Here is a 19,401-nt window from a genome sequence, read left to right on the forward strand (position 1 = left end):
CTGAGGACATCATCCAAAAGGTGTCCAGAGGTCGCGACACCCTCCACCAGATCAAATCAACGACGGACCACTAGCTGGACTCAGCTGCGTCGAGCGACGAGCATCTCGGTGACGTCAATCGGGCCGTCACAGGTGAAGAGGCCGATGCGCCCCGAAGCGTGATCGTAGAGGCGGGTGGTCAAGGCAACCTGGTCGTCGACGACGGCGACGCAGGTCGACCCGTCGATCAGCACCTGCACGGTGTGCGCTCCGGCCGGCAGTGGACACGGTCGCTCCAGTTCGACGGCGTGAGGCACGTCGCCGCGCGCCTGCCACTGCGCCGGCCCGGTCCGCCCGCGCGGCCACCGGTCGAAGACGATGCGGTTCCGGGCCGGCTCCAGCCGTAGTTCGTAGCCGGTCTCAGCCGTGTCGTCGGTGCGCAGCAGCAGTCCGAAGGCACCGCTCCCGGCCGTGAGCTCGAGGGTAAGTGTGACGATGCAGGGATCGGCGAGCATCGGTCCGAGCCAGGCGGCGTAGCCGTCCGAGGGGCCGAAGCCGGGAGTGCCCGCCGAGCCGTCGATCGGCTCGAGCCGGAGGTTCGACGCGTCCGTGAACGAGTCGACCAGCTCGCGCGGGAGGCCGAACCCCAGGGTGCCGTCGGCTTGCTGCGACGCCTCGAGAACCGCTAGATCGCCGGCCCACTCCCAGTCGCCGTCGTCGTGGTCGCCCTGCCGGGTCGCGATCCAGCCGACGAAGAACCGGCGGCCGTCCCGGGCGACCGACTTGGACGCGTAGCGCGCCCTTCCGTCGATGGAGTCGCGGACGGGCGCCGACCACGGCCCCTCGGGCCCGGGAGCGATCCGGTAACGGGTCTGGAACGCGTCGGAGAACTCCGAGTAGACCAGGTACCACCAGTCGCCCCACTGGAACACCTCCGGGCATTCCTGGGTGATGAAGCGGTGGGGATCCCACAGCGGGGTGGTCGGCTGCCAGGTCACCAGGTCCGTCGAGGTGAGCCGGGCGACCACGCCGCCGCGTCGCTCCGGTTGACCGATGTGCCGAGCCGCGAGCACCATGAGCCACGGCTCGTCGGCAGTGACGCGATAGACGTACGGGTCCCGCCAGTCCTCTGGCCAGTAGCCGGCCGGCGCGCCGAAGGTGTGGTCGGGGTGTCGTTGCCACTGGGTCAGATCGCCGTCGCTGGTGGCGTGGCAGACGACCTGGAGGTCGCCGGCCGCGGTTCGACGCGCGGGGTTGTGCCCGGTGTAGAACAGGTGCAGCTGCTCACCGTCGTCGATGACGCAGCCGGTGTAGCAGTCGAAGTCGGCCGCGTCGGGGCCACCGGAGGGCAACACCACTCCGTGGTCGGTATAGCTGACGAAGTCTTCGGTCGAGGCGAGAGCCCAGGGCATCCCGGTGGGTGGATCACGGCGCTCGTCGAGGAGATAGAACAGCCACAGCCTGCCGTCCCGCTCGAACGGGATGAGGTCGCCGACGTAGCCGCCCGGCGGTCGGAAGTGAACGGTCACCGCAGTACTCCTCTTCTGGTTTGTCGTCATGTCGAGGCGGTCGATCAGCGCAACCGGCGCCGACGGGTGGGTGGCGGCCCGAGCGACTCCCGGCGGATCAGTTCGGCCGGGATGATCAGGCGGTCGACCGGATCGTTCGGCTCCTCCAGGAGCAGCTCGCCGGCTCGCCGTCCCATCTGGAGGTGCGGTAGGCCGACGGTCGTGAGACTCGGACGGGCCTGATCAGCCACGTCCGGCTGATCGTCGAACCCGACGATGCTCACGTCGTCAGGACACGCCAATCCCAGCGACTGCACGGCCAGCAAGGCTCCGATGGCCATCCGGTCGTTGCCGCAGATGAGCGCCGTCGGTCGGTGGGTGCGAAGCGTCTGGACCGTCAGGTCGTAGCCGGAGCTGATCGAGTAGTCGCCGTAGCGTTGGGTGAGGCCGCCGGGATCGACCCCGGCCGTCCGGGCGGCGTCGACGAAGCCCCGATGGCGCTCGATGCAGGCGTACTCCTCCTCGTCGCCACCGAGAAAGGCGACGTCACGATGGCCGAGGTCGAACGCCGCGCCGGCCGCGGCGAGTCCGCCGTGATATTCGTCGGCCAGGAGAACGGTCTCCACTGCACCCTTGTCGGGCCAGCAGTTGACGAACAGCGTGCGGGTGTCATCCAGTCGTCGGCTGCGGTGCAGCTCCTTGGGCCGCGGGGAGGCGTAGACCATGGCGGCGACCCCGTTCGCCAGCAGGTTCGCGACGGCGATGTCTCCCTCGTCCGGATCATCGGTGGTGTCGATCACCAGGCAGAGGTAATCCGCCGGCTGCACCACCTGCTGGATGCCCAGCACGATCCGTCCGGCGTACGGCTGGGAGACGATGCCGTTGGTGACGATGCCGATCAGGTACGACCGGTTCGACCGGAGCAGCTGTGCCGCGCGGTTCGGCACGAAGTCGAGCTCGGCGGCCGCGGCTAACACCCGGCGGCGGGTCTCTTCGGCGACGGCCACGTCGCGGCGGTCGTTCAGCACGAACGAGACGGTCGGTTGCGACACCCCCGCACGACGTGCGACATCGCTCATGGTCACCCGCGGTGACCGATCGGCCGAGCGCTTCGGCATCGCTGCTCCCTGCGTGGTCGGGTTCGGACGGTGACTCATGATGACACACTCGAAATCCTTGTGGGTAAGGGACCAATACGTATTGCATAAATTGCCGGCAAGCTGCTAACTTACGGACCAATACGTATTGGGTGGCGCCTGGCCACCCGCCATCTCGTGCGAAGGAGCGCCCACCGATGACGTATCCGCAACCCAGCCCGTTCGCCCGGCGTACCCTGCTCAAGGGAGCCGCGGGACTCGGCCTGTCCGGACTTCTCGCCGCCGCCGCTGGTTGCGGTGGTGGCAGCGGCGGCGGCTCGTCGTCGAAGACGCTGAAGATGCTGTACTTCGGCGAGCAGTCCGCGGCTACCGAGCTGCAGAACCGGCTTCAGCCGCAGATCAGCAAGTTGGACTCGTCCATCACGTTCGAGATCTCCGCGATCAACGGCACCGACTGGAACGACTTCCTGGCGAAGGTGCTGACTCAGGTTGCTGCCGGCACCCCGCCGGACATCATCAGCGTCGCGACCGAGGGGCTGCAGCTGATGGCCCAGAAGGAGCTGGCGGTCCCGCTCGACGACTACGTCACCAAGGACATGGCCGACCTGAAGGAAAGCTACTTCGCCGACGTCCATCCGGCGTTGATCGAGTCGATGATGTACCAGGGCCACCTGTGGGAGCTGCCCGACAGCTTCAACGCCGGCAACATGTTCTACAACACGAAGCTGTTCGAGCAGGCCGGCGTCGACACTCCGACCGGATCCTGGACGCTGTCCGACTTCGAGAACGCCGCGGCGAAGACCGCGAGCATCAAGGGCGTCAACGGGTTCGGCTGGGTCGTCCGGCTCTGGGGGAGCTGGACGTCGTTCATGTACGCCAACAACGCCAATCTGCTCGAAGAGGGCAAGTACGACGGCGGCGACTGGCTGTGGAACGCGGCGTACTCCGGCGACCCGGCCGCCGCCGGCCGCAAGGGCGGCTGGAAGTGGGGCGCGCCGACCGCCAACTCGGCCGGCACCGTGGAGGCGCTGCAGTACATGATCGACCTCAACAAGAAGGGGCTGTCGCCCAAGCCGGACGTCGGCGGTGGCGCCACGCTGCAGGGCCTGTTCGCCTCGAACCGGATCGGGATGGCGATCGGCGGCGGCTTCTGGGCCGGCGGACTCACCAACGCCGGGATGAAGAAGGGCAGCTTCGACGTCCAGCTGTTCCCGAAGTGGCAGAGCCAGCGCCATCTGTTCGGCGCCGGTGGCTACGCGATCTTCAAGACGTCCCAGAAGAAGGATCTGGCCTGGGAAGTGATCAAGCTGCTGGTGAAGCCCGAGACCTTCGACATCGTGTTCCCGGGCAACGTCACGACGCCCGCCCGCAAGTCCTTGATGACCGCCGAGCGCTACTCCACGACCGGTCCGAAGAACTGGTCGGTGTTCTACGACACGCTGACCAAGCACCCGGACACCGCGCCGATCCCGGCCCCGCCGTACTACAACGCCCTGGCCACCGCTTTGAACCAGCGCACCACCCAGGCGATGTCCTCCGGTGACGCCAAGGGCGCACTCGACGGACTGCAGAGTGACCTGGAGAAGGCGGCGGGGAGCTGATGTCCGCCCCCACCGCCGCTGCCGCCGTGACTGCGCGGGCGGCAGCCTCCCCACCACGGCGGAAGCGGCATCCCACCAAGCAGGGGGAAGGGCGCTTCGGCTTCATGATGATCGGGTTGGCGGTGCTCTTCGTCGCCGTCTTCACCGCGATCCCGATCATCGCCTCGTTCCTGCTGTCGTTCACCTCCTGGGACGTCATCTCGCCGCCGGAGTTCATCGGCTTGAAGAACTACAAGTCGATGCTGGCCGACGGACCGGTGCTGAAGTCGTTCGGTGTGACGATCGGGATGGCGATCGCCATCGTGGTGCTGCAACTGACTCTGGGCCTGGTCTTGGCGGTGCTGGTGAACCAGCGCAGGAGGACCTGGATGAGGACCTTCTTCCGCACCACCTTCTATCTTCCGCTGCTGGCGTCGACCGCGGCTGTGTCCATCTTCATGGGCTATCTGTTCGATTATCAGTTCGGCGTCGTCAATTACTACCTGGGTCTGATCGGGATACCCGCCGTGCCGTGGCTGAACAGCTCGTTCGGTGCCGCCACGACGATCGTGCTGATCACCGTCTGGCAGCAGGCCGGATTCACCTTCGTCCTGTTCGTGGCCGCGCTGATGGCCGTCCCCACCGATGTCTTGGAAGCGGCTCAGATCGACGGTGCGTCTCCGCTGCGGACGCTGCTGCGGATCAAGATCCCACTGATCAGCCCGACCATCCTGTTCGCGGCGGTGGTCGCATTGATCAATGCGATGCAGCTGTTCGATCAGCCCTACATCATGACCAAGGGCGGACCCGGCACGGCCACCACCACCGTCACGATCTCGATGTACCAGAAGGGCTTCCAGAACCTGGAGTTCGGCTACGGCTCGGCGATCGCGATCGGCCTGCTGCTGATCATCCTGGCGATCACCGGAATCCAGTTCCTCGCCGCACGGAAGTTGGTGTTCTACCAGTGAGTACCAGTTCGGACATCGGTGCCGCCTTGCGGGTGACCGCGCCGGCACCCGTCAAGTCCCCGGTCCGCCGGTCCAGTGCGCTTGGCCGGATCGGGCGGATCGTCGGGATCGTCTTCCTCCTGCTGGCGGCGGTCGTCGCGCTGGGTCCGTTGTTGTGGACCTTGTCGACCTCGCTCCGCACGCCCGCCGAGGCCTTCACGAACCCGCCGCAGTGGATTCCGCTGCATCCGGATTTCTCGAACTACAGCGCGGTGTTCAAGGAGATACCCATCGCGCGCTTCTTCGTCAACAGCGTGATCGTCACCGTGTTGATCGTGGTCGGCCAGACCGTCACCTGCACGCTGGCGGGCTATGCGTTCGCCATGATCGAGTTCCCGGGGCGGAACGCGATCTTCGTGGTCTTCCTGGCCACCATGATGGTGCCGTTGCAGACGATCATCATCCCGGTGTTCGTGATCATCCGCTATCTGGGTCTGTCCAACTCGCTGATGTCGCTCGTGGTCTCGGCGCTCGGCAGCGCCTTCGGGACCTTCCTGATGCGGCAGTACTTCATGCAGATGCCGCGCGAGCTCGGTGAGGCGGCCCGGATCGACGGCGCGAGCCATTTCCAGGTGTTCTTCTCGGTATACGCACGGATGGCAGGCCCGGCGATCGCGACCCTGGCCATCCTCAACTTCTCCGGGTTCTGGGCCGAGTTCTACCGTCCGCTGATCTTCCTGCAGTCGCAGGAGAACTTCACCTTGCCGCTCGGCCTGGTCGCCCTGCAGGGAAACCTGGGCACGGGTTCGATCTCGGTCGTGCTCGCCGGTGTGGTGCTGGCCATGCTGCCGAGTGTGATCTTGTTCGTCTTCGCTCAGCGCTACTTCATCGCCGGAGTCACGGCTGGATCGTCGCGGTGAGCGGCCCCGGCGCACAACCGGCCGATCCGCCCGACCATCATCGCCCCCGCTACCACCCGCGGCCGCCCCGCGGCTATCTCAACGATCCGAACGGTCCGATCGTCCTGGACGACCTGGTGCACCTGTACTTCCAGTCACGCCCGACGACAGACATGGCCGCGCCGGTGGAGTGGGGACACCTGACGAGCGAGGACTACGTGACGTGGCGCCTGCACCGGCCCGCGATGGCCCCCGTTCCGGACGGGCCCGACCGGGACGGGTGCTATTCGGGCAACACGGTGCTCGACGACGGCAGGATCCGGGCGTTCTACTCCGGGTATCGAACCGACTCGCCCTACCAGTCCGTCCTGACCGCGGTGTCGGACGACGGCGGCTACAGCTTCGGACCGCCGAGCCAGGTCGTGCCGGATCCGGCGCCGGAGGAAGACGCCATCATGTTCCGCGACCCGTTCGTCTGGAAGGTCGACGACGGCTGGCAGATGGTGGTCGGAGCCGGCTACGCCGACGGCCGGTCGGCGGTCCGGCACTACCTGTCGGCGGACCTGCACGAGTGGACCCGCCTCGACGACCTGGCTTTCCTGGCCGGCCAGGACGGTGACGGGCCGGAGGTCGGCGATGCCTGGGAATGTCCGCAGGTGCTCGACCTTGCCGGCCGCAGCGTCGCGATCGTGGGCACCTGGAGCCGTGCCAGGGGGGTGAACAGCGTTCTCTCTCTGCTCGTCGGCGAGCCGACTCGGCTGAGCATCGTCGACCACGGCACCAACTTCTACGCCGCGTCGGCGTTGCGCGACGGACCGTTCGGCCCGCTGCTGTTCGGGTGGGTCACCGAAGGTCGGCCGGCCAGCCAGTGGCACGAAGCAGGCTGGGCCGGGGCACTGTCGTTGCCGCGCCAGGTATGGCTGGACGACGACGGCAGTCTGCGATCGGCCCCGCTGCCGACTACTGCCGAGCTGCGCGTCGGGCCGGCGACTCGCGCGAGCGAGGCGCGGGTGAGCCCTCAGTGCGAGATCGTCGTGCCGTCGGCCGGCGCCCGGGTTCGGCTGCAGTTCGGCGACGAGGAGTACCTCGAGGTGATCTGCGACGCGGAGGCGAACGCGCTGATCATCGACCGGACCGGAGCCAGCAGCCGTGCCGACGTGCACGGCGGCACGGTAACGGCTCCGGATGCCTTCGATGCCGCCGCCGGTCGCCCGGCCGCGAGGATCTTCGTCGACGGCTCCGTCGTCGAGGTGTTCACCAGCGCCGGGCGGGTTCTCACCACGCGGGTCTATCCGGTGGGCGCGCCGCCGTGGCGGATCGCGGCGCCGGACGGGTGCACGGTGTGGGCTCTGGCCGGTGAGCTGCCCTCAGCGGTCGGATCGGCCGAACTGGTCGCGGGCGGAGCCTCGGCGTAGACCACAATGATCATGGTGCCGGTCCTGTGCTGCTCACCCTCCGAGCGGTCGTTGATCACGTGATCACGTCGTCCGGCGTGCGGGTCTGACCGCTCGGTGCCGGTCAGGCCACGCCGAAACGAATCAATCCGAACCGGCGCACCCACCCCCACCGAGGAGATCGAAACGTCATGTCGACCGACGCCCCTGTCGTCAACGAGACCGCCCAGGCCACCGACCGGGACCGCCCGCGGCTCCACATCCATCCCGAGCACGGCTGGCTGAACGACCCGAACGGGGTCTGCCGGATCGACGGCACCTACCACGTCTTCTACCAGTTCAACCCGGCCGGCCCGGTGCACGACGACATCGGCTGGGGCCACGCCAGCTCACCGGACCTGCTGGCCTGGGCCGCCGAGCCGGTGGCGCTGCGACCCCGGCCGGGCGGCGCCGACCGCGGCGGCTGCTGGTCGGGCTGTGTGGTGGACGACCACGGGGTGCCGACCGCGGTCTACACCGCGGTCGGCGAGAGCGCCCAGGACGCCGGGGTCGCGCTGGCTCGCAGCGATCGCAGCCTGCGGTCCTGGACCGCAGACGACGAGTGGCGAATCGGCACCCCGGACGACCCGGCCGTGTCCGACGTACGCGATCCCTTCCTGTTCGAGTACGACGGTCACCGCTATGCCGTCCAGGGTGCCGGTGCGGTGCAGGGTTCGCCGCAATTGTTGCTCTACGGCTGCGACGACCTGGCCTCCTGGACCTATCTCGGCCCGCTGCTGACCGCCGACGACCCGATCGCGTCCGCGGTCGCCGCGGCGAACATCTGGGAGTGCCCGAACCTGTTCCGGCTCGGCGACTCCTGGGTGCTGGTGCTCTCGCTGTGGCGCAGCCATGTGCTGAGCGGCGTCCGCTATCTGGTCGGAGACCTGGTGCCCGACGGGACCGGGCTGCGGTTCGTGCCGTCGACCGGTGGCACGCTCGACGCCGGGCCGACCTTCTATGCGCCGCAGGCGCTCGTCGAGGACGATCGGGTGCTGCTCTGGGGCTGGGCCTGGGAAGGGACCGGCCGCAGCGACGAGGCGATCCGTGCGGCCGGCTGGTGCGGAACGCTGACCTCCCCGCGTGAGCTGGTGCTCGAGGGTGACACCGTCCTCATGCGGCCGGCCGCCGAGTTCACCGGGCTGCGCCGCGAGCAACTGTCCTGTGCGTCGGGCGACCCGATCGAGGCGGCGGCGTTCGAGGTGCAGTCGGCCGGTCGGCTGGTGCTCCGGCTGACCGACCCCCAGACCCGGGACGAGTACGTCGTCGCGCAGTCCGACGGTCCGGTGCGGCTGCTGGTGGACGGGAGCCTGATCGAGTGCTTCGGCCCGACGGGCACGTTCACCACCCGGGCCTACCCGGGCGCCCACGGGCAGTGGTCGATCGAGGCCGACGGTGCGGTGACGCTCTGGCGGCTGGGACTGCCTACTTCTTGACCGCGACCAGCAGGCCGTCACCGACCGGCAGCAGCGCGCTGACCAGGTCCTCGTTCTCGGCGATCGCGGTCAGCGTCTCGCGGATCACCAGGGTCTGGTCGTCGCTGTTGTGCGGATCGGCCACCCGGTCGTGCCACAAGGAGTTGTCGACGGCGAGGATGCCGCCGGGGCGCAGCAGCCGGATGGCCTGCTCGACGTAGTCGGCGTACTCCACCTTGTCCGCGTCGACGAAGACGAGGTCGTACGCCCCGTCCCGCAGCCGCGGCAGCACGCTCAGCGCGGCCCCGCTGATCAGCCGGAAGCGCTGGGAGGGGATGCCGACCTGACCGAAGGCCTTGCGGGCGATCTGCTGGTGCTCCGGCTCGATGTCGACCGACGTCAGGATGCCGTCGGGCTGCATGCCGGCGAACAGAGCCAGCCCCGACACGCCCGTGCCGGTGCCGATCTCGACGACGGCCTTGGCGGCCACCGCCCGGGCCAGCACGGTGAGCGCGGCCGCGCTGCCGCGGCCGAGCGGGCTGACGCCCAGATCGACCGCGCTCTCGCGGGCGTACGCCGCCGCCTCGGACTCGGGGCGGAAGTTCTCCGCATAGGCCCAGGACGCCGCTTTGGGCGCGGCCTTGGCGGCGGTCGTGCTGGCCGGAGGGGTGCTGGCCGGAGGTGTCACGGCGGTCAGCCTACTGGGCCTCAGCCGGCGGCGAGGAATCCGGCGGAGCGCAGCACGCTCCGCAGCCCGGCGACCTGGTCGTCGTCGGCCTCGACGTACGGCGAGCGCACGGTCCGGTGTTCCAGCACCCCGAGCAGCTGCAGCGCGGCCTTGGACATGATGGCGCCCTGCGACGTCGGCGGCATGATCGCGGCGACCACCGGCAGCAGGTCGCGGTTGATCCGGCGCGCGGTGGCGAGATCGCCGGCGTCGACCGCTGCGACCATGTCCGCGTACGCCCGGCCGGCCACGTGCGCCACCACCGAGACCACCCCGGCGGCCCCGCAGGCCAGCCACGGCAGGTTGAGCCCGTCGTCGCCGGAGTAGAGCGCCAGGCCGGTCTCGGCCATCACCCGGCAGCCGCCGGGGAGATCGCCGACGGCGTCCTTGACCGCGACGATCCGCTCGTCCTGCGCGACCGCCAGGTAGCTGTCGAAAGCGATCCGGACCCCGGCCCGGCCGGGGATGTCGTAGAGCATCACCGGTGTCTCGCCGCCGGCCTCGGTGACGGTCAGGAAGTGCCGGACGAGCCCGGCCTGCGGTGGCTTGTTGTAGTACGGCGAGACCAGCAGCAGGCCGTGCGCCCCCTCCGCCGCGGCCTGCCGGGCCAGCCGAGCCGACGCCTGGGTGTCGTTGTTGCCGACGCCGGCCACGACGGTGGCTCGGTCGCCCACCGCCTCCAGGACGGCGGTCAGCAGCCGGCCGTCCTCGTCCGGATTGGTGGTCGGTGACTCCCCGGTGGTGCCGCTCACCACCAGACCGTCGTTGCCGTTGTCGACCAGGTAGCCGGCGACCTTCTGAGCGGTCACCAGGTCCAGGGAGCCGTCGGGTGCGAACGGGGTGATCATCGCCGTCAGGACGCGGCCGAAGGGAGCGTCCGCGGTCGCCAGGGGAGAGCTCATGGCACGACGCTACCGCTGCCGGGCCCTCCGACAGGAACGCGAATCGGCGGGCGGCGGGAACGCCGGCCCGGCACCGTCCGTTTTGGTGCCCGAACCCGGACCGGTGCGCGACCTCACAGTCGCAGACCAGTGTTCGCTCAGCAGATTGACAGCCAGGACCGCGAGAATGGTAAGTCAGCCCCCACTGGGTCCCGGACACGACAGGAGGTAGGGAACCGCCATGTGGCCTGCTCCCGACCCCCAGACCTGGCAGCCGCCGACTACCGCCGCGCCCGCAACGACGGGCGTGCCGACCGGGGGATGGCAGCCGCCGCCGGCCGTGGACTGGGTCCCGCCGACGTGGGAAGAGGTCGTCCGCGATCACGGTGCGCGGGTGTACCGGCTGGCCTACCGGCTGACCGGCAACCGACACGACGCCGAGGACCTGACCCAGGACGTGTTCGTCCGGGTGTTCAACTCCCTGCACCGCTTCCAGCCCGGCACGTTCGAGGGCTGGCTGCACCGGATCACCACCAACCTGTTCCTCGACTCGGCGCGGCGCAAGCAGAAGATCCGGTTCTCCGCCCTCGCCGACAACTCCGCGGAGCGGCTGGCCAGCCGCTGGCCGAATCCGTCGGAGGAGTTGATGGACGCCGGGCTCGACCACGACGTGGCGGCCGCGCTGGCCGCGCTGCCGCCGGAGTTCCGGGCCGCGGTGGTGCTCTGCGACATCGAGGGCCTGACGTATGAGGAGATCTCCGCGGTGCTCGACGTCAAGATCGGCACCGTCCGGAGCAGGATCCACCGGGGCCGCTCCCAGCTGCGTGCGGCGCTGGCCCATCGCCGACCGACCGACGAGCACGAGCGCTACTTCGGCGTGGAGGTGGAGGCCGGTCTGGAGCCTGCGAGGTCGGGCTAGTGGTGGCCTCCGGAGGTGACCACGAGTCGGCCGGTTCCGAGCGCCGGTCGCGAGCCTGTGCCGCGCTGGCCGAGCAGCGATCGGCACTGGTCGACGGTGCCCTCGACGACGCCGACCGTGAGCGGGTGCTCAATCATCTGGTCGGCTGCCCGGCCTGCCGGGCCGAGGTGGCCGAGCTTCGCCGGCTCCGCCGGCTGCTGAACCTGGAGTCCAGCCCCGACACCCCGCCGCCCTCGTACGATCTCGCGAACCGGCTGGTCGCGATCGCCGGCACCGATGCCCAGGAGCCGCTGCTGGCCGCACCGTTCCGGCGGACCGGGCACGGGCCCTACCGACGTCGACGCCGCCGCACGGCCCGGCTCGCGGCCGCGGCGGGAAGCGTCGGCGCGGGTGCCGTGCTGGTCGTCGCCGTCGGGTTGTCCGCGGCACCGCCGGTCGCGAGCACGATCGCCGACCCGACCACCAGCGCGCAGGCCGAGTTCAGCGCGCTGGCCGCCCAGGAGCCGCTGGCCGACTCGGCCGGCAGCGTGGCCATGTCCAACGGGCAGACCCTCGGGGCCGCGTTCACGGTCACCCCGCCGGCGATCTTCGGACCGTCCGGCGACATCGGCGTGGTGCGCGAGCTCAACGAGGCCGAGGCACTGGCGCAGCTGCGCCGGTCGGCCGCCGCGGCCGGCGAGGTGAGCTATCGGGGGACGCAGTCGTTCCAGGTGCTCAGCGACGGTCGCGTGCTCGGCAGCCTGTACACCGTCGAGACCCGCAGTGGTGGTGGTCGCGAGGTGGCCGTGCTCGACGCCAGCGGCCGACAGCTGCTGAGCACGATCAGCACCGACACCACCGCGCGGGCCGTCGACTCCGACGAGCTGAGCCTGCTGGCCGACAACTACCTGCTGATCGGCAGCCGCTGGGTCGATGTCGCGGGCCGGCAGGCGACGGTGGTGTCGGCGATCGGGCCGAGCGGGCAGACCGCGGCGCGCTGGTGGTTGGACGCCGAATCGGGCCTGCTGCTGTGGCACGAGACCTACGACGAGCACGGTCGCACGACGCTGTCGTCCGGCTTCACCAGTGTCAGCATCGGTGAGCCCGACTCGATCGCCGACGTGTCGAAGAAGGCGACCGTCTCGCTGACCACGACCTCGCGGACCCTGGCCAGCAGCGCGGATCTGCGAGCCGACGGCTGGAGCTGCCCCGACGTGCTCGGCGGGCTGTCGCTGGTGCGGATCCGGACCGACTCCGCCGGCACGCCGTCGGTGTTGCACCTGGGGTACTCCGACGGGCTGTCCTCGGTCAGTGTGTTCGAGCAGCACGGCTTGCTCGGCCACGCACCGGCCGGCACCCGGTGGGACGGCTCGCTGCGGGCGTACGTCCGCGGCGGCGCGGCGAAGGTGGCGAGCTGGACTTCCGGCGACACCGTGTTCACCGTGGTGACCGACGGATCCGCGGACCTGCTGGCCGACACCGTCGCTGCTTTGCCCCATGATCCGTCTTCGCCGCAGACTACGATTGACCGCGTCCGCGCGGGGTGGTCCCGCATTCTCGAGTCCGTGACGGGTTGACCTATGGCCGAAGACGACTCCCGCTCCGGCGGGGTCGGTAGGGACGCCGGTGGAGCACCGGACTCGGCTGACGGGCCGTCGGCCGGACGGCCCGACTATCACTACTACGGCTCCTACGACCGCGGACCGTACGGCGCCGAGCAGCGTCCCGATCCGCTGGGCGTCGGGTCGTGGGGCGTCGAGGAGCACACCCAGCCGCTCCCGCCGGCCCGCCCGACGTACGCGGCACCGAGCGCGGGCGGCTACTCCGCGCCGGGCGGCTATCCCGCGCCGGGCGGGGTTCCGCCGCTGCCGCCACCGACGACCGTGCAGGCCGCCGGGCCGAGCTATCCGCCTCCGGCCGCGAGCTCGACGGCGCCCGCCCGGCGCGGGATCCGGCCCGCCGCCGTGATCGCGATCGCGGCGCTGACCGCGCTGCTGATCGGGGGAGCGGCGGGCTACGCCGGGTCTCGGCTGGGCGAGCTGACGTCGCCGAGCACCTCGACCAGCACGCTGGCTCCCGCGCCCTCGCAACCGGCCACCCCGGCGGGTCCCGCGGCGACGCCGAGCGCGCGCGCCTCCAAGACGCCGGTCGCGCCGGCCCCCGACACCCTGGACGCGGTCGCCGTGGCCGCGAAGACACTCCCCAGTGCGGTGATGATCCGGGTCGGCAGCGGCCAGGACAGCACGATCGGCTCCGGCTTCGTGTTGGACGACCAGGGGCTGGTGATGACCAACAACCACGTGGTCGCCGGCGCCGCCGAGGGGCAGCGGCTGCGGGTGGTCTTCTCCGACGGCACCCAGGCCGGTGCCAGCCTGGTGGGCCGCTCACCGACGTACGACATCGCGGTGATCCGGGTGAAGACGTCGCACGCGCTGGTCCCGATGCCCATCGGCGACTCCGACGACACGAAGGTCGGCGAGAGCGTGCTCGCCATCGGCTCCCCGCTCGGCCTGCCCGGCACGGTGACCCAGGGCATCGTCAGCGCGCGGAACCGGCCGGTCGCGGTCGGCAGCGAGGGCGAGGCGTCGAACGCGTACATCAACGGCACCCAGACCGACGCCCCGATCAACCCGGGCAACTCCGGCGGCCCGTTGATCGACGCCGGCGGTCGGGTGATCGGGGTCAACTCGGCGATCCTCACCCTCGGCGGCGACCGCGCGCAGGCCGGCAACATCGGGCTCGGGTTCGCCATCCCGATCAATCAGGCGATGGTGGTCGGCAAGATGCTGATCGACGACGGCAAGGCGACCTATCCTGTGATCGGTGCCAACGTGGAGGACGCCGGCGACCTGGCCGGGGTTCGGCTGAGCTCGGTCAGCGGCAACGGTCCCGCCGCCCGGGCAGGAATGCGCGTCGGCGACGTGGTCACCAAGATCGACGGCCAGGGCGTCAGCGCCACCGAGGAGCTGATCGTCGCGGTACGGTCGCATCGGCCGGGTGACCGGGTCACCCTGACCTATCGCCGCGACGGTCAGGTACGCGAGGCCCAGGTCACGCTGGGCAGTCGAGAGGGATAGGGCGATGTTCGACATCAATGCACCGGAGTTCTTGGTGCTGGTGGTGATCGCCATTGTGCTGTTCGGGCCGGAGAAGCTGCCGGAGTTCGCCCGCAAGGCGGCCCGGGTGCTGCGCTATCTGCGCAACATCGCCAGCAACGCGCAAGACCAGTTGAGCCAGGAGCTCGGCCCCGAGTTCTCCGACCTGGACATCCGCGACCTGAACCCGAAGACGTTCGTGCAGAAGCACCTGCTGGACGACATCCAGCCCGTCGTGGACGACGTCAAGAAGGAGTTCGACGACGTCTCGACCACCGGCAAGAGCGCTCGGGACGACGTCGCGACGGCGATCGGCCAGAAGCCGCTCTCGCCCGGCGGCCCGACCCCCCGGGCCTCCACCTCCATCCCCGCCGGCAGCCACGCCCCCTTCGACCTCGAAGCGACGTAGCTCTTTGGGCCCGTTCGCGCGACAGCGCGCGTTCACCGGCTCGGTTCGGCTCGGCCGGCCCCGTTCGCGGGAAAGTGTGCAGCTGTTGCAGCGACACGCCGGTGGAGACTGCAAGAGCGGCACAGTTTCCGGGTAGCGGGGCCCGACCGCGGCTAGCTAACGGCCGATCGGGTCGAGGCCGAGCTGCTTGCCGAGCAGGCCGCGGCCGCGCTTGGCCAGGTCGCGGGCGACGCCGGCGAGCGCGGCGGCGGCCGGACGGTCGGGCGCAGAGGCCACCAGCGGTACGCCCTCGTCGCCCCCGGCGCGGACCGCCGGGTCGAGCGGGATCTCGGCCAGCAGCGGCACCTGGTAGCCCAGCCGGGTGCTGAGGGTGCTCGCTACCTCGGTGCCGCCACCGCTGCCGAACACGTCGACCCGGTGCGACTGCTGGCAGTGCGGGCACGTGGTCTCCAGATAGGCCATGTTCTCGATCACGCCGATCACCCGCTGGTTCATCATCGACGCCATCGTGCCGGCCCGCTCGGCCACCTCGGCCGCCGCCTGTTGCGGGGTGGTGACCACCAGCACCTCGGCGTTCGGCAGCTTCTGGCCGAGCGAGATCGCGACGTCACCGGTGCCCGGCGGCAGATCGAGCAGCAGGAAGTCCAGGTCGCCCCAGAACACGTCGGCCAGCAACTGGGTCAGCGCCCGGTCCAGGATCGGGCCACGCCAGGCGACCACCTGGTCCCGGCGCGGCTTGAGCATGCCGATCGAGATCACCTTCAGCCCGTTCACCGGCACGGGCAAGATCATGTCCTCGATCGAGGTCGGCCGGGCGTCGGCGACGCCGAGCATGCCCGGGATCGAGTGGCCGTAGATGTCGGCGTCCAGCACGCCGACGCTGCGGCCCTGGGCGGCCAGTGCGGCGGCGAGGTTCACCGTCACCGAGGACTTGCCGACCCCACCCTTGCCGGAGGCGACGGCGATCACGGTGGTCAGCGAGCCCGGCTTGGCGAACGGGATCTCCCGGTCGGCCTGGCCGTCGCTCAACTGGTTGCGCAGCTCGGTGCGCTGCTGGTCGCTCATCACGCCCAGCTCGACCTCCACGGTGCTGACCCCGCTGACCGCGCCCACCGCGGCGGTCACGTCCCGGCGCAGGGTGTCCTTCAGCGGGCAGCCGGCGACCGTCAGCAGCACCCGGATCCGGGCCGCGCCGGCGTCGTCGATCGCCACGCTCTCGACCATGCCGAGATCGGTGATGGGCCGGCGGATCTCGGGATCCTTCACCCCGGCCAGGGCGCGGCGGATGTCGGACTCGAGCGTCGAGGTCGTACCGGCAGACATGCGGCCAGCCTATGCGGCCGGCCGCTGCCCAGCCGCGGCCGTCCGCGCCGCCCCGCCATCCCCCCGCCGCCGGTCCTCCCCACCACCCGTCCCGGAAACTGTGCGGCTCTTGCAGAGTCCACCGGCGTGTCGCTGCAACAGCTGCACAGTTTCCGTCGGCAGTGGGGCCGGTCGGGCAAGCTCGGGGCCGGCCGAGAGCGGGTCGCAGTGCTGGCGACAGGCGCGGTCTGCTTCCCGGCTCGACCTCCCCGGCCTCCCCAGAAACTGTGCAGCTCTTGCAGGGCCCACCGGCGTGTCGCTGCGAGAGCTGCACAGTTTCCGGGAGCGCGAGCGGGGTAGCGCGCGGCGGGGAGGCGGCCCGACGGAGAAGGGGCGGCGGGGCCGGGAGGGCGCGGCGGGTCAGGGGGTACGCGGGCGGTCGCGGCGTCGCTCGACGGAGGTCCGCAGCGAGGGCCGGGGGGCCGGATCGGGCGCGTCGTCGCTCTCGATGTGTCCGGTGGACTCCAGCTCGGCGAGGATCGCGCGCAGCTCGGCGCGCAGCTCGGACCGGACGTAGTCGCGGGTGGCCAGCTCGCCGACCGACATCCGCAGACCGGCGATCTCGCGCGCCACGAAGTCCATGTCGGCCCGGCTCTGGGCCGCCTGCTCGCGGTCCCGGTCGGTGGCAACCCGGTCGCGGGCCTCCTGGCGGTTCTGGGCGAGCAGGATCAGCGGTGCGGCGTAGGACGCCTGCAGCGACAAGATCAGGGTCAAGAAGATGAACGGGTACTCGTCGAACCGGGGGCGGGGCGGTCCGAACGGGACGTTCCACAGCACCCAGGCGATGATGATCACCGTCATCCAGACCAGGAACCGGGCGGTGCCCATGAACCGGGCGAAGCCCTCGGCGAACCGGCCGAACGCGTCCCGGTCCAGCCGGATCTTGGGCAGCAGCGAGCGCTTGCGGCGTCCCGGGGTGTTCAGCCGCTGCGGCTCGTCGGCCCTAGCCACGCCTCACCCCGCCGGCGACGGCCGAGCGCGCCTCGGACTGACCGGACTCGGCCTGACTGGAGAGCGCGTCCAGCTGGGTGCCGCGCCAGTCCGGCGGCAGCACGTGGTCCAGCACGTCGTCGACGGTGACCGCGCCGATCAGCCGGTGCTGGCCGTCGACGACCGGTGCGTTCACCAGGTTGTACGTCGCGAAGTAGCGGCTGACCGCGTGCAGGTTCGCGGTGTCCTGCAGGGGCTCCAGCTCGGAGTCGATCAGGCCGGAGATCAGTGTCGACGGCGGCTCCCGCAGCAGCCGCTGGATGTGGACTCCACCGACGTAGCGTCCGGTCGGTGTCTCCATCGGCGGCCGGCAGACATAGACCATGCAGGCCAGGGCCGGGGTCAGCTCGGCGTCGCGGACCATCGCCAGCGCGTCGGCAACGGTCGCGTCCGGGGCGAGGATGACCGGTTCCGGAGTCATCATCCCGCCGGCCGTGAACTCGGCGTAGTTCAGCAGCCGGCGTACGTCCTTGGCCTCGTCCGGCTCCATCCGGTCGAGCAGCACCTCGGCCATGTCCGGACTCAGCTCGGCGATCAGGTCGGCCGCGTCGTCGGGATCCATCTCCTCGAGGATGTCGGCCGCACGCTCGGTGTCCAGCTCCGAGATCAGCTGCACCTGCTCGTCGTCGGGCAGTTCCTCCAGCGCGTCGGCCAGCTTGCTGTCGTCCAGGGCCGAGGCGACCTCGGCGCGCCGCTCGGGCGACATGTCGTGCAGCTCGCGAGCGATGTCGGCCGGCTTCATGTCCTCCATCTGGGCGATCAGCTGATCGGTGCTGCGCACCTGGGCGTCGGCGAACAGCGCCACCTCGTGCCAGTCCACGATCACCACGTGCCCGGGCCGGCCGAATCGCTGCACACCGAACGGCCGGGTCGACGGCTGGTCGCGGAGTGCGATTTCGGACAGTTCCCACTCGCGGCTGCGGACCAGCCGCATCGCCACGTCGAAGATCACCGCCGAGCCGTGGTGGTCCGCGCGCAGCACGACCAGGTCGAACAGGTCGTCGATGACCAGCGTCTCGGTGTCGCGACGCTCGAACCGGCGGGTGTTGACCACCCCGCTGATGACCACCTGGGACGGATCGACGCTGCGCACGCGCTCCATCGGGATGAAGATCCGCCGGCGGGCGAACAGCTCGACGACCAGGCCCTTCACCCGCGGGGCGCGCCCCTCGGCTCGCCGCTGGACGACGACGTCGCGGACCCGGCCCACCTGGTCGGCCGCCGCGTCCAGGACGGGTAGGCCGCGGATCCGCGAGACGAAGACCGAGTTGGCCGTCGAGGTAGCCACGGTGCGAGGTTATCCCAGCGATCCACCGTCATAGGCTTCCCCGATGGCGGACACGAGGACGGACCGGACCAGCTTCAAGGACCTCTGCATCGACGCGGCCGACCCGGCGGTGCTGGGTGCCTTCTGGGCCGAGGTGCTCGGCCTGCGAATGGAGGATCGCGGCGACAACGTGCGGTTGGTCGGCGCCGAGCCGGAGCAGGCGATCTGGATCAACGCCGTGCCGGAGCCGAAGACGGTCAAGCAGCGGGTGCATCTCGACGTGCACACCGACGCGATCTCGCGGCTGGTCACGGCCGGGGCGAGCGTGGTCGACACCGCACAGCCGTGGACGGTGCTGACCGATCCCGAGGGCGGTGAGTTCTGCGGCTTCGTCCGGCCGGTCGATCGAGTGCCCGGCTACCGGCTGTACGAACTGATCGTCGACGCGCACGATCCGGCCGCGATCGCGACCTGGTGGGGCGACGTGCTCGGACTGGAGCCGCGGCGCGACGCCGGCTCCGAGGAAGGCGACCGGGTGCTCGGCCCGGGCGCCGGGTTGCCGTGTGAGGTCGTGTTCGGGGCCGTCTCCGAGCCGAAGACGGTGAAGAACCGGATCCACTGGGACGTCTGGGGTGACACACCGACCTTGCTGGCCGCCGGCGCTACGCTGCTCCGGGCCCGCGACGAGGAGATCGGCTGGGACGTGCTGGCCGATCCGGAGGGGAACGAGTTCTGCGTCTTCGTCCGGAGCTGAGCGACGGGTCCGACGGCCCTTCGACGGGTGACGGGCACGCAGGCGGTCATCTCGACCAGCGGTTGAGTGTTGGGGCGCTCGGCCTGTTGTCCCACTCGTCACACGGGTTACTCTGTCGCCGCTCGGGGTCCGGTCAGTTCGCTGCAGGCACGAAGGA

General features: G+C 70.3%; 17 protein-coding genes. 10 read left to right on the forward strand and 7 right to left on the reverse strand.

The window, feature by feature from the left end; all coding sequences use genetic code 11:
• Positions 1 to 80: 80 nt before the first annotated feature.
• Positions 81 to 1,508: a GH32 C-terminal domain-containing protein gene (locus ABD747_RS09425; protein WP_344803741.1), complete on the reverse strand. Its 1,428-nt coding sequence runs from the start codon at positions 1,506 to 1,508 to the stop codon at positions 81 to 83.
• A 44-nt stretch (positions 1,509 to 1,552) separates the two neighbouring features.
• Positions 1,553 to 2,644, reverse strand: coding sequence for a LacI family DNA-binding transcriptional regulator (locus tag ABD747_RS09430; RefSeq protein WP_344803743.1), 1,092 nt, complete (start codon positions 2,642 to 2,644; stop codon positions 1,553 to 1,555).
• 137 nt (positions 2,645 to 2,781) lie between these two features.
• On the opposite strand from ABD747_RS09430, the gene ABD747_RS09435 reads away from it, so the two are divergent.
• The 5 genes from ABD747_RS09435 to ABD747_RS09455 all read left to right on the forward strand — a co-directional run bounded on the left by ABD747_RS09435 (position 2,782) and on the right by ABD747_RS09455 (position 8,882).
• Positions 2,782 to 4,185, forward strand: coding sequence for an ABC transporter substrate-binding protein (locus ABD747_RS09435; RefSeq protein WP_344803745.1), 1,404 nt, complete (start codon positions 2,782 to 2,784; stop codon positions 4,183 to 4,185).
• Positions 4,185 to 5,135 (forward strand): carbohydrate ABC transporter permease, encoded by a 951-nt coding sequence (locus ABD747_RS09440; protein ID WP_344803747.1) that lies wholly within the window; start codon positions 4,185 to 4,187, stop codon positions 5,133 to 5,135. The genes ABD747_RS09435 and ABD747_RS09440 overlap by 1 nt, the downstream gene beginning before the upstream one ends.
• Positions 5,132 to 6,034: a carbohydrate ABC transporter permease gene (locus ABD747_RS09445; RefSeq protein WP_344803749.1), complete on the forward strand. Its 903-nt coding sequence runs from the start codon at positions 5,132 to 5,134 to the stop codon at positions 6,032 to 6,034. Before ABD747_RS09440 ends, ABD747_RS09445 begins: the two co-directional genes overlap by 4 nt.
• Positions 6,031 to 7,428 carry a glycoside hydrolase family 32 protein gene (locus tag ABD747_RS09450; protein WP_344803751.1) on the forward strand — a complete coding sequence of 466 codons (1,398 nt, stop codon included), beginning with the start codon at positions 6,031 to 6,033 and terminating at the stop codon, positions 7,426 to 7,428. Before ABD747_RS09445 ends, ABD747_RS09450 begins: the two co-directional genes overlap by 4 nt.
• Positions 7,429 to 7,598: 170 nt before the next feature.
• The gene (locus tag ABD747_RS09455; RefSeq protein WP_344803753.1) at positions 7,599 to 8,882 is read left to right on the forward strand and encodes a glycoside hydrolase family 32 protein; all 1,284 of its coding nucleotides are present in this window, start codon (positions 7,599 to 7,601) and stop codon (positions 8,880 to 8,882) included.
• Here the strand turns inward: ABD747_RS09455 and ABD747_RS09460 are convergent.
• Positions 8,872 to 9,549 (reverse strand): O-methyltransferase, encoded by a 678-nt coding sequence (locus ABD747_RS09460; RefSeq protein WP_344803755.1) that lies wholly within the window; start codon positions 9,547 to 9,549, stop codon positions 8,872 to 8,874. The genes ABD747_RS09455 and ABD747_RS09460 overlap by 11 nt on opposite strands.
• Positions 9,550 to 9,569: 20 nt before the next feature.
• Positions 9,570 to 10,490, reverse strand: coding sequence for a 4-hydroxy-tetrahydrodipicolinate synthase (gene dapA, locus ABD747_RS09465; protein ID WP_344803757.1), 921 nt, complete (start codon positions 10,488 to 10,490; stop codon positions 9,570 to 9,572).
• Between the two features lie 220 nt (positions 10,491 to 10,710).
• Between dapA and sigE the strand changes: the two genes are divergently transcribed.
• Genes sigE through ABD747_RS09485 form a run of 4 tightly spaced genes read left to right on the forward strand, consistent with a single transcriptional unit; the run spans position 10,711 to position 14,871 of the window.
• Positions 10,711 to 11,388 (forward strand): RNA polymerase sigma factor SigE, encoded by a 678-nt coding sequence (gene sigE / locus ABD747_RS09470; RefSeq protein ID WP_344803759.1) that lies wholly within the window; start codon positions 10,711 to 10,713, stop codon positions 11,386 to 11,388.
• A complete protein-coding gene (locus ABD747_RS09475; protein WP_344803761.1) occupies positions 11,388 to 12,944 on the forward strand; it encodes a zf-HC2 domain-containing protein in 1,557 nt (518 codons plus the stop codon). Before sigE ends, ABD747_RS09475 begins: the two co-directional genes overlap by 1 nt.
• 3 nt (positions 12,945 to 12,947) lie before the next feature.
• Positions 12,948 to 14,444 (forward strand): trypsin-like peptidase domain-containing protein, encoded by a 1,497-nt coding sequence (locus ABD747_RS09480; RefSeq protein ID WP_344803763.1) that lies wholly within the window; start codon positions 12,948 to 12,950, stop codon positions 14,442 to 14,444.
• A 4-nt stretch (positions 14,445 to 14,448) separates the two neighbouring features.
• Positions 14,449 to 14,871, forward strand: coding sequence for a sec-independent translocase (locus ABD747_RS09485; RefSeq protein WP_344803765.1), 423 nt, complete (start codon positions 14,449 to 14,451; stop codon positions 14,869 to 14,871).
• A gap of 156 nt (positions 14,872 to 15,027) precedes the next feature.
• On the opposite strand, the gene ABD747_RS09490 is transcribed toward ABD747_RS09485, so the two are convergent.
• From ABD747_RS09490 to ABD747_RS09500, 3 genes are all read right to left on the reverse strand, one after another.
• Positions 15,028 to 16,194 (reverse strand): Mrp/NBP35 family ATP-binding protein, encoded by a 1,167-nt coding sequence (locus ABD747_RS09490; RefSeq protein ID WP_344803767.1) that lies wholly within the window; start codon positions 16,192 to 16,194, stop codon positions 15,028 to 15,030.
• A 399-nt stretch (positions 16,195 to 16,593) separates the two neighbouring features.
• The gene (locus tag ABD747_RS09495) at positions 16,594 to 17,184 is read right to left on the reverse strand and encodes a DUF1003 domain-containing protein (RefSeq protein WP_344803769.1); all 591 of its coding nucleotides are present in this window, start codon (positions 17,182 to 17,184) and stop codon (positions 16,594 to 16,596) included.
• A complete protein-coding gene (locus ABD747_RS09500) occupies positions 17,177 to 18,511 on the reverse strand; it encodes a magnesium transporter MgtE N-terminal domain-containing protein (RefSeq protein ID WP_344803771.1) in 1,335 nt (444 codons plus the stop codon). Before ABD747_RS09500 ends, ABD747_RS09495 begins: the two co-directional genes overlap by 8 nt.
• Positions 18,512 to 18,554: 43 nt before the next feature.
• On the opposite strand from ABD747_RS09500, the gene ABD747_RS09505 reads away from it, so the two are divergent.
• Positions 18,555 to 19,244 (forward strand): VOC family protein, encoded by a 690-nt coding sequence (locus tag ABD747_RS09505; RefSeq protein WP_344803773.1) that lies wholly within the window; start codon positions 18,555 to 18,557, stop codon positions 19,242 to 19,244.
• Positions 19,245 to 19,401 lie beyond the last annotated feature (157 nt).

The organism is Microlunatus ginsengisoli (assembly GCF_039537205.1).
Taxonomy (GTDB): domain Bacteria; phylum Actinomycetota; class Actinomycetes; order Propionibacteriales; family Propionibacteriaceae; genus Microlunatus; species Microlunatus ginsengisoli.